The following is a 17,438-nucleotide window of genomic DNA, read 5'->3' as shown; positions in this document are numbered from 1 at the left end:
AGTTTTTTAATTAACCGCAGACGAAAGAAGAAAGGTCAAAGGTAATGAGGATAAATAATTTTAAACTGTTCACTGCTCACTGTTCATTGTTCACTGTTTAGCTAGTTTTATGGGTAATATTGTTCCTTTAGCTTGTTGGATTCTGGTGTATATTTTTCCTTGGCGATCGTGAGCGATAATTTGAGCTACTGCTGCTGTTTCTGTTTTGCTGTTGATTTCGCAAGAAATATAAAATGTTTCTGAGAAGGGAATACAAGCAAATTGCTCGTAAGTCATAATTCCTGATGGTAAACAGCCACATTGATGAAAGTGCTGTACCCAAAGCCATAGTGAATGAATCTGTACGTCAACTATATAAGGATTGAAGGCTTGAACGGGGAATTGTCCTTGTTTCTCAAGCTCTACGGTTGCTAAATTGCACTGGATAGTAATTTTTTCTGGACTGATATTTAAAACTTTTTCTATTCCTTGAAAAGCCGTACCATGAAATAAGCTGGCTCCTCCTTTTTGATATATCTCTTCGCGGGAGGTAAAGCTGTTATTATCTACTGTTAAATCAAATAAATTGTAGAGAGGAGCATGATTAATTTGCTGTTTAAGTATGATTTCCTCGCTGAAGTGATAGCGGGTTTTACCTTGTTTATTTTTACTTGATATTTTGGCATCTAAAACAACTTCATTACCATTGTTTTTAGAAATTTCTTCTAAATCTAAAATATATTCTGTTGCTAAGCTATCATCAAATATAATTCCTTTTAAAACTTTATAGTTTTGAACACTAAAAAATTTGTATCCTGGATAAAGTTGTTCGCAAGTATTGGCAATCCAATTAATTGCACAAGTAGCGGGAAGTACCGGATAACCTGCGATTACGTGGTCTTGTAAAAATGGATTGTCAGTTAATTTTAAGCAGCGACGAATCCGGTAGTTTTTTAATTCTGAGTCTAAAGCAACCGGGGAAGGTGTTAAAGGAGAACCAATGATTATCTGTGTATCTTCAGCAGCTAATTCTTCTATTAACATTTGCGTTCCAACTTCCACCGGAATCGTCTCAATGTTGCGTTGAGCAAATGCTCGCTTTAATTCTGGACTTACCATTCCACTATCCCAAGGACCCCAATTGATAGCCACTACATGACAATCGGGATATTGTTGTTTAATTAAATAAGCTGTTTTATTCAGCGTTTCGTTAGCAATTGAGTAATCCGTTTGTCCCGCATTTCCATAAAATCCCACCACCGAAGAAAACAAAACCAAAGAATCTAGCTGACTCGGTGGTACACATTTTAGTAAATTAGTCAACCCCTTAACTTTCGGATTGTAAACCCGATCGAAATCAGATTCCGTTTTCTTTTCAATCGGTTTATCGGCTAAATTACCAGCACCATGAACGATCGCAGTTATTTTACCCAAACGTTGTTGAACTTCGGCTAATTTCTGTTGCAATACATCTTCCACAGTGACATCAACGCTGAGGTATTCTGCTTTCCCCCCCGCTTGTGCGATCGCTGCAAGGGTTTGCTCAATCTCGCGTCTTGTCGCAATAGTTTGATACTCTCGCTGTACCACGATCGGTGTAGGTTTTTCACCATCAGCCACAAGCCGTTCCAAAATCCGCCGCTTCAACTCCACCTCCGAGCTACAATCATTCACCCAAGCAGGTTCTGGAGTATTTGACAAAGGCGATCGCCCCAATAAAACAAACTTACATTTATACTCTTGAGCGATCTTGATAGCCGACTTAGCAGTGATTCCTTTACCACCACCAGTTATAAGACATACAGAATTTTGATTAATCATCACATTAATAGGGAATGAGGGATGGGGGGATGGGGGGACAAGGGGATAAGGTAACACTCTTAACTGCTCACTGCTCACTGTTCACTGACAACTGTCATCCTTCCTCTGGAACTATATCCAACTTCGGAAATTAAACGATTTGGGTCGTGTAGTTCGGCAAGAATATGTTGTGTTGCAGTGGTAATATCTAAATCGGGACTTAAATCAATGGCTCTACAAAAAACTGATTGCCATTCCCACCGTAAGGATTTGGTTAATCCGTATAATCCACCTGCAATTGCACTAAATTCATTTTTACCGGAACAACCTAATTCACCATCAAGTTGAGTCACCGTTACGAAGCAACTACGTCCTAATTTCGCTGCTTGTGTTAGGGATGTTTTAAGATGTTTGGCAAGGAAAAATACCTGCTTGATAATTGTTTCTGCTCGATCTTGGGGATGTAAATGCACAAATGCGGCAATATCTCCGTATTTGGCTTTAATCGCTGTCAATTGTGACTGTATTTGTTCATCGCTACCATCTTCGAGTATTACTTGCTCAATACCCGCTGGTAATGATGATTTCGTGGATTGATTCAAGCTAATAACTACAACTGACCAACCTTTATTTTTCAGATTTTGAGCGACTTCACAAGTAAGTTGAGAACCATCATCAGTCAATAAACAGATATTCCCTGGAGGTAAGTCGAAATCCAATCGATCGGGGGGAGGTAGAAACTGTTGCTTTACTTTTACTCTGTGAATGTTGTGCTTTGGTTGGGGTTGCTTGTCATCAACTACTAAAAACGACTTTTTTTTTTCGGTTTCTGTTGTCAGAGACTGCATATAATCCACAATTTGTGCGAGGGTTCGCAGTTCAATTTCTGCCATTTCCTCTAAATTCGGTTGCGGTAAAGCGGGTAATTGTTCTTGTAATGCACCAATTATTTCCACCCGTTTAATTGAGTCAATCCCTAAATCTGCTTCGATATCCATTTCTAGTTCGAGCATTTCTGCTGGATAACCAGTTTTATCGCTCACCACCATCAGCAAATTTTGACTCAAGGTTTCGTTATCAATTACCGATTCCGCATCCTCAATCTCAGTTTTATTTACCAGAAGTGTTTCAATCTTTTCTTCCCTCTGTATTCCCCCTTGCTTCACCTGCATATAATCGACGATTTGACCGATGGTACGCAGTTCTACTTCTGCCATTTCCTCTAAATTCGGCTGCGGTAAAGCGGGTAATTGTTCTTGTAATGCACCGATTATTTCCACTCGTTTGATCGAATCAATCCCCAAATCTGCTTCGATATCCATGTCTAGTTCAAGCATTTCCACCGGATAACCAGTTTTATCGCTGACTACCGCAAGTAAGGTTTTGCTTAAAGTTTCGATGTCTATCTCTAAAACTTTTTGCGGCTGATTTTCAATCCTGGTTTTATTTGCAACTCCGCTGTCTTTAATTATCGACTCATGACCATTGACTTCTACAGCAACGGTGACAGGTTTAGCTGAAAACTTTTCTACTGTATTCATCCCAGTGCTTTTACTGCTAAACTTCACCTCTGGCTGTATTTTTGTTAACTCTTCTCCTTGTAACAGATGCGAATAACCTTGCTGAGTTAACTTAAAAAAGTTTTGTGTGGATTCCACCTGCGATCGCAAATACTGTTTGTGGAGGTGCAGGGTATCTGCTTGATGGTCGTGAACCCGCATCATGCTGCGTTCGGCACTTTCAATGATTTGTTCTACAGGTTGCTTTTCTTCCGACTGAGCAAGATGAGAAAATAAAGCATTTTGCTGCTGCATCAGTTGGAAAAAGGATTGTGCGTATTCCCGCTGATTATCTAAATACTGTCCGTGAACTTCCAAAGTTTGACTTTGAGTCTGGCTAAACTGTTCGAGAGTAGATTCTATGGAAGCAATCAGTTCAGATTCAACAACATAACCATTGCGATATGGCTCAGATTTATTTATTGTCGCGACAGATCCGTTCATCGGAGACGCTTGTTCTACTGATGATTCTTGTATCAGCTTATGTCCGTTACCGTTACCGTTGCCATTACCATTTAATAGCACCGTATTCGCTGTAACTAAATGTCCATTCCCATTTTGCGAGCTTTTACCGTTTTGAGAATGTCCATTGCCATTCGCTGTAACTAAATGTTCCCCATGCCCATTTGCTAAAGCTTGCGTAAATACCGCTTTGGTTTTTTCGGACACGTAATTAAAGCTACCCAAAGATACATTTAACTGGCTGCTTTTAGCTTGTGGAGACTTCAATTCCAACTGATGGGGGTCAAGATTAGCCAACGGTAAACCAGCAACGCGCAACTGGATTACAGCTTCTCGGAGTTGGGTATCGCTATCTTTTTGACGACTACCATTAAGTGCGATCGCCATGTGCGGACGCGAGCCTAAAATTTCATCTACTAAGTTGGTTAAAATACTTCGAGGTCCAAATTCCACAAAGCAATAACCACCTTTGTTATAGATGTTTTCAATTTCTTGCTCAAACAGTACTGACTGACTGATATGCGCTTGCAGATTTTTTCTAATAGACTCAGGTTTTTGAGGATAAAGTTCGGCGGTGGTATTAGTATAAATCGGGATTTTGGGAGTATTGAAAGTCACCTCATTAACCGCTTGAGCAAAGGGTTTTTGAGCATAACTAATCAACGGTGTATGAAAAGCGCCAGAAACGGGTAAATTAATCGTCGAAAAGCCTTGATCTGTCAAAACCTGCTTTATCCGAGCAATTTTATCGATCGCACCCGCTAAAACTATTTGGTTAGGAGAGTTACAGTTAGCAATTTTAACTTCAGGAAACTCCGCAACTACTGTTTTAACTTCTGCTACATCACCTTTAACTGCAAGCATCCCTCCCGTATCTTGGTGAGAATCGGCAGGTTTTGCCATCGCTTGTCCCCGCGCTTTTACCAAGTAGAAATAATCGCGATCGCTCAACACTTCCGCAGCCCATAATGCTGTCAGTTCTCCAAAACTATGTCCGGCTACAATATCCGGTTTAAATCCAGCCTGTTGCAATAATTTATATACCCCGACACTAAATGCACCAATCGCACTTTGAGATATTTCAGTTTGCTGTAAAGCTTGTGCTTGTTGCTGTTTTTGTGCGGGTTCAAATACGGGTGCGGGAAATACTTTCTCGGAAATCGGGGATAAACCGGCTTCGCAAAATAAATTATCAACTTGATTATAAGTTTGCTGGATTAGAGGGAAATTCATCGCTAATTCCCGTCCCATTTCCAAGTATTGCGAACCTTGACCGGAAAATAAAGCTACTACTTTACCCTGCAATTGCATTCCAGTCTTGCGGTAATATACCCCTTGCGGAAGCTGCCAATTTTCTGCTTGTGGTTGCTTTTTGAACCAATTTATGCATACCCGCAGTTTTTTGACTGTTTCAGCTACGGAGTCAGCGACAAATCCCAATCTTGCGTTTGTTAGGGGAATTTCTAAGGATTTACTTTGATTAACTAATTCGCGGTAAGATTCTGAAGCTGCATCCGATTCTAACTCAACTAGTACCGATTCACATTTCGCTAACAACTGTTCGGGAGAAGATGCACAGAGTATTAGCTCCTGAGCAGTGCGGTGGATGCGAAATTGCTGTTTTTGATTGCAGTATTCTTCCAACACAACATGATAATTTGTTCCTCCAAAACCAAAGGAACTGACACCAGCACGTCGGGGTGTTTCTCCCACCTGCAACCAAGGACGAGTTTGTGTATTTAAATAAAACGGTGATGACTCAATTTCTAATTTGGGATTTGGTTTGGTAACGTTGATTGTTGGTGGTAAAACCTTGTGGTGTAAAGCCAAAGCTGTTTTAATCAAACTTGCGGCTCCAGCTGCGGCTTTGGTATGTCCAATCTGAGATTTAACGCTGCCAAGAGCGATAGATTGCGTCTGATTATCCTGACTAAATACAGCTTTCAACGCGGCAAATTCTGCCGGGTCTCCTGCCATTGTTCCCGTACCGTGTGCTTCAATTAAACCAACGGTTTGCGGTGTAAATCCAGCCTGTTTATAAGCACGTTCCAAGGCTTTCATCTGACCCTCAGCACGAGGTGCGTAAATGCTTTTGTGTCTTCCATCGCTGGAAGTTCCCACACCTTTAATTACCGCGTAGATTCGATCGCGATCGCGTTCGGCATCTTCTAAACGTTTGAGTACCAGCATCCCGATACCTTCACCCAGCATCATTCCATCTGAGTCAGCATCAAACGGTTTAACATTCTCCGAAGGTGAGACAGCTGGAGTCTTGCTAAAACACATATAGGCAAGAATCGAGTTATCGGTGTCAACTCCACCCGTAATCATCATATCGGCGCGATGGTTAACCAATTCGCTAATTGCCATCGACAATGCGCTCAACGAACTTGCACAAGCTGCATCAACAACGCAATTCGTTGCTCCTAAATCAAAGCGGTTAGCAATTCTTCCCGCAACAACATTCGCTAACATCCCTGGGAAAGCATTGGTATCCCAATCGATATAAGCGCTTTTAATATTTTCAATAATATTTTGTATATCTTCGTCAGATAAACCTTTGCTTTTAAGAACTTTCTCCCAAATAGGATACTGTAACCTCGCAGCTAAAGGCATTGTCAACTGTCTTGCTAATGCTACCCCTAAAATTACCCCGGTAGATTCATGATTAAATCCACTATCGGAGTCGTAACCCGCATCAATCAGCGCTTGTTTGGCAACAACCAAAGCCAGCAACTGCGAAATATCTGTAACTTCCAACTGATTTGGAGGTAAACCAAATTCCATCGGGTTAAAGTCAATGTCGGGAATAAAACCACCTCGTTTACAGTAAGTTTTATCAGGTGCTTTCGGGTCCGGGTCGTAATAATCCTCAACACTCCACCGCGACGGGGGAACATCAGTAATACAGTCTGTACCAGTAATGATTTTTTCCCAATATTCCTGTAAATTCTTTGCTTGGGGAAACAGCGAACCCATCCCAATAATCGCGATCGGAGTTTGTTGCAATTGTGTATTAGTTTGACTAATTTTTACAGAGTTATCGGAGGTCATTTTCTTTACCTTTATTAGCTCTAGTAGCACTTGTTCGCAATTGTTAATTTCCTGATGAAACTGAGTTAAAGCAGCACTAAATTTATTAATTAGCATCTGGCATGAAGAAAATTCAATACCGTACAATATGAATATGAAACTGTGAAAAACTTGTTATCGGCGCATTTGGGATAGAGCAGACAATAACTTTATATAGTTATTTCTGCTGACTTTCTATGTGAGATATATTAGTTTGCTTGCTGACTCTAGTAATAAAACGATAATACAATGAATTCAAGTCGCTTTTTCACAGTAGTTGAGTTGAGGTAGCATATTTGTGCTATCTCTTAGGTAATAAATTTAAGTGAAATATCAGACCTACGACAGATTTACTTAATCTAGTTTTCTATCAATCAAAAAATAAAATAAAATAAAAACAGTTTTTCAAATAATTTATTGACCAATACCACTGTCTAAATGTCTAAACCAAATTTTGAAAAGGAAACTTGATAAATATTAATATTAATTATTTATGTATAAAATGTTAGACATCGATCGGAGATTATTTAAAAGTTTGATGCTTTGTTATAACCTCAAACCCGATTCAACTCTGACATAGCGAGCTTTTTGAAACTATATATTTTAGAATTATTGTCAATTAATTAGATATGAAATATTTTTTTAAGCAATATATTTAACTCTATTTACTTAAGTAGAAGATTAATATAAGTCTAATCAAGCAAATAGCTTGTTTGTAATAATTTCATGTGTATACTAAAAGTAATTAATTTTTTTCTGGGATTTCAAATGCATGAAAGTTGTGCGAGAAGATATGGTTTCGCCATCTAAATCAATATTTGCAATTGCAATTAAGTAGTTAAACATAATTAATTACACAATGTCATTGCGAGTGCAGCGAAGCGTAACGAAGCATATGTCCTATCGGACACGCTCCGCTAACGCAAGGGCTGGGATTACTTCGCTTCGCTCGTAATGACGGTAAATATTTTTGTTCACTTACTTACTAATTTTATTTGAGTAAATATTCCGAATCAAATATTGTTTTATTAAAGGAAAAAAATAATCTAATTTGTTAGATACGATACAGAAAGGTTGTAATTAATTATAGTTTTATAAGTTGAAAGATCGAGCAACAAGTATTTTATGTAAATCTACTCACCACTATATGTACTGCCTAAAAAGGAAGTCATATATTTAGATAGATAATGTAAAAAGTAAAATACATAAATTAAGTTAAATAGACAAATAAAGGATTGTCTTAGATAGTCCAATCGTTGCGTAATTATAACTTTTAAAATCGTAAGTTGATTGAAAAAAAACTTTAACACAGCAATAAGCATACAACAATACTGCTGACCAACTAACAATTAGTGAAATTATACGAGATTATCAGGTGATGCAGGCAGTAAGTTTATTCAAAAGTAATCAACAACGTCCTCGCTGCGTAATAGATCCAGCCCTTGCTTTATCTTACTCCGGACTACTTCTATATAAAAACCTATGGTCCGTAATGGAATTGTGGGTAGTGCGAGAACTATGGTACATTATCGACAATATTAACCTGTACTTGCAGCGACCAGAGTTAGTTGTTCCAAGGGTGAATACCTCAACAAAGCTACTTGAGAAACGTACCTTTTTGGAAGAAACGCTTTGGTCTTTAAAAGAATGGGAAAAACTACGAGGAGAAAGAGACCTAAATCGGCTAAATTTATTCTGGCTGGGAGAGAACCTGGGCAACTCATTAATTCCTAAAGAGAGAGAACCAGAAATTTTTTCACATTGGGAATCTTTAGCGCGATCGCTAGACAGCAAAATTAACCAGTTTCCTTCAACCAACGATGTTTTAACCTTGGCTTTTCGAGATGCTGTAGCACTTGCTGCGAGTTTGGGGTCTGCGTTTATTCTTACCTATCAATCGCGTGAAGATTATGAAAAAAATCTTCCTCCAGATATATGCAAAGCTTTAGAGAGTTGGGATATACCTTGTCAAACTCGAACAGAAAAAGACCCGATTGTTGCTATTGAACGCCAATATTTACGTCAACTAATTATTAATGCTGGATTAGCTAAACTTTTTTGGGCTGATATCCATATTGTTGTTCTACATTTAGTAGTTCCTTCTGCTTCAGTGCAAACTAAACCGATGACAAATCGGATAATTCAAGAATGTTGTTCTCAAGAAATCTTAAATTTAGAACCAGAGAATTATCTGTGGACAAACATTCAAGGATTTTGGTATCAACTTTAGCATTCGTCAGTAATTTTATAATTTACTGCTATTACTATGAATAATTTAATAAATCAAAATAAAGCTTCTCTTCAAGCATTAGCTCAATCAATTGGATTAGGCATTATAGGGGAATTTTGCGTACAAGATTCTAAATATATAATTGTTTGCTTTGGGAAAAACTCGGAAGATTATGCAGAACACGATTTAATTCCGTCAGAGGAAGCCGATTACTATTCGATTGTTGGGCGAATTGAAGTTGACGATCAATACTGTTTAATTGTCAAGCCTAAAATTACATTTAAAACTTTAGAGCCTAACATCACGGATTTATTAACCGCACGAGAGTTACAGATTGCTGCTTTCACTGCTCTAGGTTATTCAAACAAACAAATTGCTAATCGACTGCAAATTAGTGAGTGGACTGTTTCAACTCACTTACGGCGAAGTTTTATCAAACTTGGTGTTGATAGCCGTGCTGCGATGGTTTACCGTTGTGCGTCGCTGATTAATTTTATTTTGCAAACAGAAGGTGAAGTCTAGATTGCAGATATATAGAAGTCGAAGCTTAATCCGGATCTAAAGAAGGGAATGCGGAACCATCGTCCCAAGCGGGGTCATATTTTACGCCGCTCCAATCACGTTGAGATTCATTTTGACTGGAGTAACTATTAGATTGAAATAAAACATTTTTGGTTTGATTCCTTGCTACTTCCCTACTACGGTTTTGTTCGGATGGTGAAGCTGGTTTGGGTAAATGCTTCAAAAGGGGTGGATCTATTTTAATGTCGCTGTGGTGCTGGGATGGTGCTGGTTTATCCTTTGGCTGGAATTGGGAAAGCTTCCAATGTTGATACTCATCCCGTTCTTTTTGAGATAGCGATCGCCATACCAAAGTTTTAGAGTCAAATTCTAGTAACGAAATGTAATTTTGGATTGCTTGAAAATTATTTTTACCTAACGACTCGTGGATAAAAGATATATGATTGTTAATTAGCTCCCGATCTTGGTTGTGGTATTTTAAAGCTTCGGTATAAGCAATACCTAATAAAGCCAGAATACTTTGTTTAATCTTTCGCTGTTCGGGTTCGCCGTATTTCATTTCGTTGCTTGCTACAACTCTTGTGTAAGCATATTTCAAGTATTCTTTGTCCAAGGGTTGGTTTGAACCAAAAATCGCCCACCAAGGCTTATATTTAAGTATTTGACTGATATCATGATTAACTAATTTCGCTCTTTGCTCAGTATTAATATCCTTACCAGAATAGCGTTCACTAAGTACTTTACGAGTCTCTTTGATAGCGCTTTTAAATTCTCTTTCAATGCGATGTTTATTTAATTTACTTTGACGGGGTGTATCGTCCGTTGTTTTAAGTAGATATCTCCACAATATTTGTACGGTTTCTTCCCAACCCGTAAAATTACCATCAACGTGACCAAATAATAGTCCATCAAACCAATCTAGCGGGGGATAGTAATCGTATTTATCTTTAAACTTGTCTTCTAATCCATCTAAACCTGTTTGCTTATTAACAGCATTTAAAGCAGTATTTTTGAGAAAATTAACTTGTTTTTTCTGTTCTGGAGTCAGTACTTCCTCAAATTTACGCTTGTGTCTTTTAGCTAATAGTTTATCTCCACCACCAAATTCATATCCACAATAAGGACATACGACGAGAAATTTGTTTATTTCCGATCCGCATCGAGGACAAGGTTTAGTTTCTTCTGGTGGGTCTTCTTTACCATCAGCACAAAGTTTTAATTCAAAGCTCTCGGTAGGCATTCCGATTCGCCGTATATTCCCGCAAAAATCAAAAAACCAGCAATCTTCTTTACCTTCAAATATCCGTAATCCGCGCCCACAAATTTGCACCCATAAAGCTCTAGATTTGATCGGACGACATACCAAAATAGCAGTCACACTCGGCTCATCGAAACCTTCACAAAGTACACCGACACTACTAATTAACTGTGTTTTACCGTTACTAAATTCATCAAAGATGATATCGCGTTCTCTTTCTGGGGTATCACTAATAATGCATTTAGCTTCAATACCATGAAGTAGGAATTGTTGCGCGAGATTTTCAGCTTGCTGCACTGTTGCACAAAAGGCGATCGGTTTACGGCTATTATCAATCGTTTTTTCTAGATAAATTTTGATTAGTTCTGCATTAAATTCAGTATCGCAAACCTCAGCCATGCTAGTTTGAGTAAATTCTCCATCACTACTTTGCAATTTACTTTCATCGATCAAATGAGTGTAAGCAAACTGACGAGCGCGACACAAGTGATTACGTTCTATTAATTCACCCGGATAAGGTGCTTTAACTATCTCATCAAAATATTGACAATATCCTTCTTTATTTTTGGATCTCCACGGTGATGCTGAGAGTCCTAAAAAATCAACTTTTTGGTTAAGACACCAAATTTTCCCCGCATAGGTATTTAAAATTCGTCGCCAAACTTTGTAGTAAGAAGCTGTGTGTGCTTCATCCAAAATTACTAAATCAACATCTGGTGGAAGTTCGCGGTTTTGGATGGTTTGCAGCATTGCAATTTGAACCAACTTTGTATAATCGGGCTTTGCATAATCTGCCCAAATTATGCTCGGTTCAATATTAAAAAATTTGTTTAATGTTCGTGTTGTTTGTTTGACAAGTTTACCGCGATGGACTAGGAATAATACCCTTTTACCCTGTTTTACGTAATCGCCAATAATCTGTGATGCGATAACTGTCTTACCTGCTCCAGTTGGAGCGTAAACTAGAATGCGTTTTTTACCCGCTGTAAAAAAATCGTAAACGGAGTGAATGACTTCTTCTTGATAATTCCTCAGAACCAACTTCTCGGTTTTATCAGTAATTGCTGTGGTGTTGTTTTCGATAAATGATTTTGTCATTTATAATTCTATTGACGAATAATTTTCGACTATCTTAAACGCCTGATTATTTTTTCGGACAGCTTGGTACAAGCGTAGCAAGATGAATTAACAAATTTCTCCGTAATGCCCCTAAATCAATCTTAATATCTTGCTTTATAATTTATCGTACTATAGCTATTTTTGTACGGATTAACACGCCGAACAATAAAATTTTAGTTCAATATCTTAACTTAATTTACTATCATCAAGACTGAATAGCCTGTAGCAATCGCCGAGCTTCCATTGCTTCCGTCTGCATACCTAAAGTTTGGAAATCTTTCATCGCTTCATTTACCCAACGTTCGGCTATATTTAAATTACCTAATTTCTCTTCCAAACGACCCAAAGAACGCTTTGTATAAGCTCTACTACATTTATCTTGATTGTTCTCTGCTACTTGCAAAAGTTCTGTTAAATAATTTTGAGCTTGATTTAAATTCCCCTGCTTGATGGCAATATCTGCTAAAAAGTCTTTAGCAAGAAAACTTGCACGTCGCCAATTAATTGATTGAGCTTGTTGAAATATTTGTTTAAACTGAGCTTTACTCGCTTGATAATTTCCATTTTTATAATTAATCTCGCCTTGATAATAAAGAATATGTATGGATAAACGAGTCGCATTCGACGAATCAATTTGAGAATTATCGGAATTATCTAATAAATTTTGAGCTTGGTTTAACCAATTCGTTGCTTTGACAAATTGCTGCTTTTGAATATGCCATACACTAATATGAATTGCTAAATCCACTTGCATATCTAATGTTAGATGCTCGCGCAATTTCCAAGCTTGACTAAATAAATCATCCGCTACAGCAAGATATTCTTCTCCCATTAAAGTCAACTTCCAAGCGCGATCGCCAATCATTTGGGCTGCGATCGCCAAGTCTTGACGTAACATAGCCGCTTCACTGAGCCATTCCAACCACAACAGCGGTGCTTCCCAATGAATCAAACGATTTTGCCGATAAGCAAGGGAATATGTATAACATTTAACATCTCGCCACAGCTTGCAGACATCGCGATAACGGTCGTCTTTTACACACCATTCAATTACTTCTGTCAAATTATCCCATTCTTGCTCCAAATGTTGATAATCTTGCCATTCTCGCCAATCTTTACCTCCGTGCTGTTGAGCAAAATCTAAATACCAGTTTACCCAACGGTCGCGGGTATTCATTTCAAATTCTGGATTGCAAGACATTTCTAAAAGCGCGTATTCGCGAGTTAAAGGTAACATCCTGTAACGTTCTTGGTAATAATTAATCAAGGAAAGCTGCTGCAATTTAGCTAAACCATCTGCCGTCAAGGCATTATCTACCCCAGCAACGGCTCGTAATGTTGACAGTAATGGAGGTTTAGCAAATAGTGACAAAGCCATTAAAAAGTAGTATGCTGCTTGTCCTTTTAATGGCTGCACGGAACTCTCAAAATAAAATCGGCAGAAATCTCCTCGATAGGGTATTAAGCAAGAAGTTACATCAGCAAAGCTGTAACCAGCATTTAACTGACCGATCGCGTAGATAATTGCGGCCGGAATTCCCCCTGTAGTTCGGTATAGCTGAACATATTGCTTTAAACTCAAGTTTACTTGTTTTTCGGCTGCCTTTTGCTGAATCAATAGTAAGGCTTCTGTTTGAGTTAAAGATGATAACCGAATTGCATTAAAAGGGGTTTTGTCGCGACTAGTAATTAAAGCTTTTACTGTTGGTGGAAGTTCGGATAAAAAGCTCAATACTTGCTGAATTTCTTCTGAAGTATCTAAATTATCAATAATTAGCAAAGTCCGCATACTTGCCAGGTATTTGTAGATTTGCTCGTAGGCTTGGATAAAATTTGCGGGGGGAGAATTATAAAAGCTAATAGTGCGGATTATACTTGCAAAAATATCGCTTAAAGTTTTTTCTCTTCTTAAGCGAGGTAAAATTCCTTTGGAGGTAAAAAAATCAGTTTTGGCAGAAGTAAAAACGATTAATTCAAAAGTTGGGATATTTTCTGCTGACGTTCTTCCTAAATAAATATCATTACTAGCTGTAAAACAACGGTAAGCAATATCTAAAGCTAAGGTAGTTTTTCCCACACCTCCAATTCCTTCAATGCTTACGCAAGGAGTCATGGATTCAAAAGAAAGTAGTTCTAAGAGTCTTTTCGCTTCAGCTTCGCGACCAATTAATTTTGTATAATCGCGTGATGGCAGATTGTGATATATCGGTTGAGGTATTTCTGGAATTAGATTGTTAATAAAAGCTTCTTTTTCGATTAACTCCTTGGCGATTGTTTTTCCTTGTTTTGCCTGATAAAGTTGCTCCTCAAAAATTGCTTTAAAATTATTTTTATTAATTTTCTTTCCTAAAGCTTGCGACAAACGTTTCCAAAGTTTTGGACCAACATCATTTTTAAGATATTCGTCAGTATAGCCACCTTCCGCAGCAATTTGGTTGTATTTTTGACTTTTCCAAGAACCACGTAAAACCAAAACCTCTATGTTAGAAAGATGCTTGCCTGTTTTAGCCATAAATAGACTCGACACAAGCATTAAAACTTCTTGAAAGGAAATGTTGTTATTCACACAGCTATGGTTTTTATCGCTCATTGCACCAAAAAGTCAGAAGAATCGGTTTCACTAAACAATTCATATATATTTTTACTATTAATTACCTCTATCTTGAGGATATTATATGATATTATTTTATTTTCTGTAATCTAGAAAACTTTTAGCTGAAGATTTAGTTTAAATTTAATTTAATAATTTAATCAATAGTTGACAATAATATTCTGTTGCCAAAAGTGTAACCATCCGAGTACTTTTTAGCAATAGATGTCATAGTCATAATAATGTGGGATGGTGAGAATGGTATTCATATGAAACAAAAATTAAGCAACGCTCAGCAAAACTTTTTACAAAGACGTTACGCGGTGAGTTTAGGAAGACGTTATGTTCTAGCCGCTGCGAGCGTAATGCTTATGGGTGTTATAGGATGTTCTCAAGTTAATGAGAGTAAGAGCGCTCTTGCCGAATCACCTTTTGGGCAATCGGAGTTACCAGTTTCAGATCGAGCTGCATTGCTCGATACAAAATTAGTCTCTGCAAATACGAAGTTTGGTTTTAATTTATTTTCCCAACTGTTAAATCAAGATAATACCAAAAATATATTTGTTTCACCTTCAAGCATCGCTCTTGCTCTAGCTATGACTTACAACGGGGCCAGCGGTAGTACGCAAACAGCAATGGCTAAAGCGTTGGAATTTCAGGGGATGAACCTTCAACAAATAAATTCTGCTGGAGCAAAATTAAAAGCTAGTTTAGAAAATCCCGACTCTAAAGTCACATTAAATGTAGCTAACTCGCTATGGGCAGATAAAAATGCTAGCTTGAAACCAGATTTTATTCAGAAAAATCAACAGTTTTATCAAGCCAAGGTAACAAATTTAGATTTTGCACGGACAGACGCACCCGATAAAATTAATAATTGGGTTAAAGAAAATACCCAAGGTAAAATAGAAAAAATTGTCGATAAAATAGACCCCGATCAAGTACTATTTCTACTTAACGCAATTTACTTTAAAGGCAGTTGGACAAAGGAATTTAAACCAGAAGAAACAGCCAATTTTCCATTTTATCTGTTATCGGGTCAAGAAAAACAGCATCCGATGATGTCACAATCGGGTGACTATAGATATTATGAAAACGCACAATTTCAAGCCGTAAGTTTACCTTATGGGGATAATGGCAGAATTAGCTTTTATATATTTTTGCCCAAACAAAACTCTAACCTGAATTCTTTTTACGAGAATTTGAATGCAGCTAATTGGGAAACATGGATATCTCAGTTTGGCAAGCGAGAAGGCTTTGTACGTTTACCACGCTTCAAAATGGATTATGAAGCGACATTAAATGATGCGCTTTCAGCTTTGGGAATGGGGGAAGCATTTAGGAAAGAAGCAAATTTTTCTTCAATGGGAACAAATCTTAAGATCGGTAAAGTTAAACATAAAACTTTTGTCGAAGTGAATGAAGAAGGAACCGTTGCTGCTGCAACAACTTCAGTGGGAATAGAATTGTTGTCAGCCCAACCACCTAGCCAACAACCATTTGAGATGATTGTCAACCGTCCCTTTTTCTGTGCTATTCGAGATAATCAAACCCAAAGTATCTTGTTTATGGGTTCAATTGTAGAACCACTAACCTAAAGAATGAAGACAGAATTTCCCTACTCCCTATTCCCTATTCCCTTAATTAAGCAGTGGGAGGAGATGTTTTTGGTGCAGCTACATCAATTGCAGGAACGCTATCGGAATTAGTGTCCTCGGTTTGTTTGTGGTAATCTTCAGTTTTTTCTAAAGTATCATCGCGATCGCGGTTAGCAATAGCAGGACGTACAGCATTTAAAGCCGTCTTAATTACAACAGCACTGGGAACCGCTACAATCACACCCAAAAGTCCACCAACTCTAGCTCCCGTCAAGACAGAAATTAATACCCAAGCGGGATTTAAACCTGTAAAGCTACCTAGAATGCGTGGAGCAATGATATTTTCCAGTATTTGCTGAACAATTACGGCAGCTAATAATGCCCTCATCCCAATCCAGAAATCCTGCAATGCTACCAAAGATGTGGTCAGCGCAATACCTACAGAACCACCAAAGGGAATTAAAGCCATAATTCCGATAGTCAAGCCAAAAAGTAAACCAAAAGGTACCTTTAACCATAAAAACGTCGGAATTAAAGCTGATGCCATACAAACAGATAAAATTAATTGCGTGATAAAGAAATTTTGGAAGCTAAGACGTACTGTTTCCGAAAACGGTTTGCTAAAGCGATCCGGAAGCCAACCAATTAAGCTTTGCCAAAGTTCTCCTCCATGCTGTAACAGGTAAAACGTCAAAACCATAGTCAAGACAATATCAAGCAAGCTCGTGACCGTGACTACCGCTAAATTCAAAGCCTGTCCGGCAATAGCTTGTAATTGTCCTTTAACGCGGTCATTAATCTGGACTACCAAAGCATCCAGATTGATCGGTAAACCCAAACTATCAGCTTTTTCATTCAACATCATCAGCTGATAACGTCCCGAATCAATCAACTCTGGTAAACGAGCTACCAATTGCTGAGCTTGACTAAGTGCTAAGGGAACAAGCGTAACGCCCAATGCTAATAAGATAGATAAACTCAGTAAAAATACTAGAATTGCAATAGGTTCTCGGTTTAGACCTTGACGCTCCATCCAGCTTACGGGATAGTTGAGCAGAAACGCTAGCACCGAAGCTGCGGCTAAAATGACTATCAGCGAGTGGAAGTAATCAAAAATTACCGAAAACGCCCAACCATTAAGCACTAACAGCGGAGCAAAAACGGCGATCGCGCCGATTCGCGCTATTGGTGTTAGACTTTGCCACCAGTTAAGGAGCTTAAGTGTGTGCATAAAAAAAAAGCCGATTGC

The 17,438-nt window shown here is 38.1% G+C and carries 6 protein-coding genes and 1 pseudogene; 3 read left to right on the top strand and 4 right to left on the bottom strand.

Going from position 1 to position 17,438, the window contains the following annotated elements; translation table 11 throughout:
* Window positions 1-90: 90 nt before the first annotated feature.
* Window positions 91-6,950, bottom strand: a pseudogene (locus tag VB797_RS08040) (SDR family NAD(P)-dependent oxidoreductase).
* Between the two features lie 1,300 nt (window positions 6,951-8,250).
* On the opposite strand from VB797_RS08040, the gene VB797_RS08035 reads away from it, so the two are divergent.
* On the top strand, window positions 8,251-9,102 hold the full coding sequence (locus VB797_RS08035; protein WP_416350850.1) for a hypothetical protein: 852 nt from the start codon (window positions 8,251-8,253) through the stop codon (window positions 9,100-9,102).
* A gap of 36 nt (window positions 9,103-9,138) precedes the next feature.
* A complete protein-coding gene (locus VB797_RS08030; RefSeq protein WP_323237153.1) occupies window positions 9,139-9,624 on the top strand; it encodes a helix-turn-helix transcriptional regulator in 486 nt (161 codons plus the stop codon).
* 25 nt (window positions 9,625-9,649) lie between these two features.
* Here the strand turns inward: VB797_RS08030 and VB797_RS08025 are convergent, their stop codons facing one another.
* Both VB797_RS08025 and VB797_RS08020 read right to left on the bottom strand, forming a co-directional pair.
* The gene (locus VB797_RS08025; RefSeq protein WP_323237152.1) at window positions 9,650-11,980 is read right to left on the bottom strand and encodes a DEAD/DEAH box helicase; all 2,331 of its coding nucleotides are present in this window, start codon (window positions 11,978-11,980) and stop codon (window positions 9,650-9,652) included.
* 226 nt (window positions 11,981-12,206) lie between these two features.
* Window positions 12,207-14,513, bottom strand: a complete 2,307-nt coding sequence (locus VB797_RS08020; RefSeq protein ID WP_323237151.1) for an NB-ARC domain-containing protein — start codon at window positions 14,511-14,513, stop codon at window positions 12,207-12,209.
* Between the two features lie 347 nt (window positions 14,514-14,860).
* On the opposite strand from VB797_RS08020, the gene VB797_RS08015 reads away from it, so the two are divergent.
* Entirely contained in the window at window positions 14,861-16,189 is a 1,329-nt protein-coding gene (locus VB797_RS08015) for a serpin family protein (RefSeq protein ID WP_323237150.1), read from the top strand.
* Window positions 16,190-16,235: 46 nt separating this feature from the next.
* Here VB797_RS08015 and VB797_RS08010 read toward each other — a convergent pair whose 3' ends face one another.
* Window positions 16,236-17,420, bottom strand: a complete 1,185-nt coding sequence (locus VB797_RS08010; RefSeq protein ID WP_323237149.1) for an AI-2E family transporter — start codon at window positions 17,418-17,420, stop codon at window positions 16,236-16,238.
* Window positions 17,421-17,438: the final 18 nt, after the last annotated feature.

Origin of the sequence: Rivularia sp. UHCC 0363 (assembly GCF_034931125.1) — a bacterium.
Classification (GTDB): Bacteria; Cyanobacteriota; Cyanobacteriia; order Cyanobacteriales; family Nostocaceae; genus Rivularia.
The sequence above is the reverse complement of the archived record's forward strand: the minus strand, read 5'-3'. Positions and strand labels throughout refer to the sequence as shown.

Excerpts from the sequence above, each read along its gene's own strand:
- VB797_RS08035 (WP_416350850.1), top strand. The coding sequence starts at position 8,251 with ATGCAGGCAGTAAGTTTATTCAAAAGTAATCAACAACGTCCTCGCTGC.
- VB797_RS08030 (WP_323237153.1), top strand. The coding sequence starts at position 9,139 with ATGAATAATTTAATAAATCAAAATAAAGCTTCTCTTCAAGCATTAGCT.
- VB797_RS08025 (WP_323237152.1), bottom strand. The coding sequence starts at position 11,980 with ATGACAAAATCATTTATCGAAAACAACACCACAGCAATTACTGATAAA.
- VB797_RS08020 (WP_323237151.1), bottom strand. The coding sequence starts at position 14,513 with ATGGCTAAAACAGGCAAGCATCTTTCTAACATAGAGGTTTTGGTTTTA.
- VB797_RS08015 (WP_323237150.1), top strand. The coding sequence starts at position 14,861 with ATGAAACAAAAATTAAGCAACGCTCAGCAAAACTTTTTACAAAGACGT.
- VB797_RS08010 (WP_323237149.1), bottom strand. The coding sequence starts at position 17,420 with ATGCACACACTTAAGCTCCTTAACTGGTGGCAAAGTCTAACACCAATA.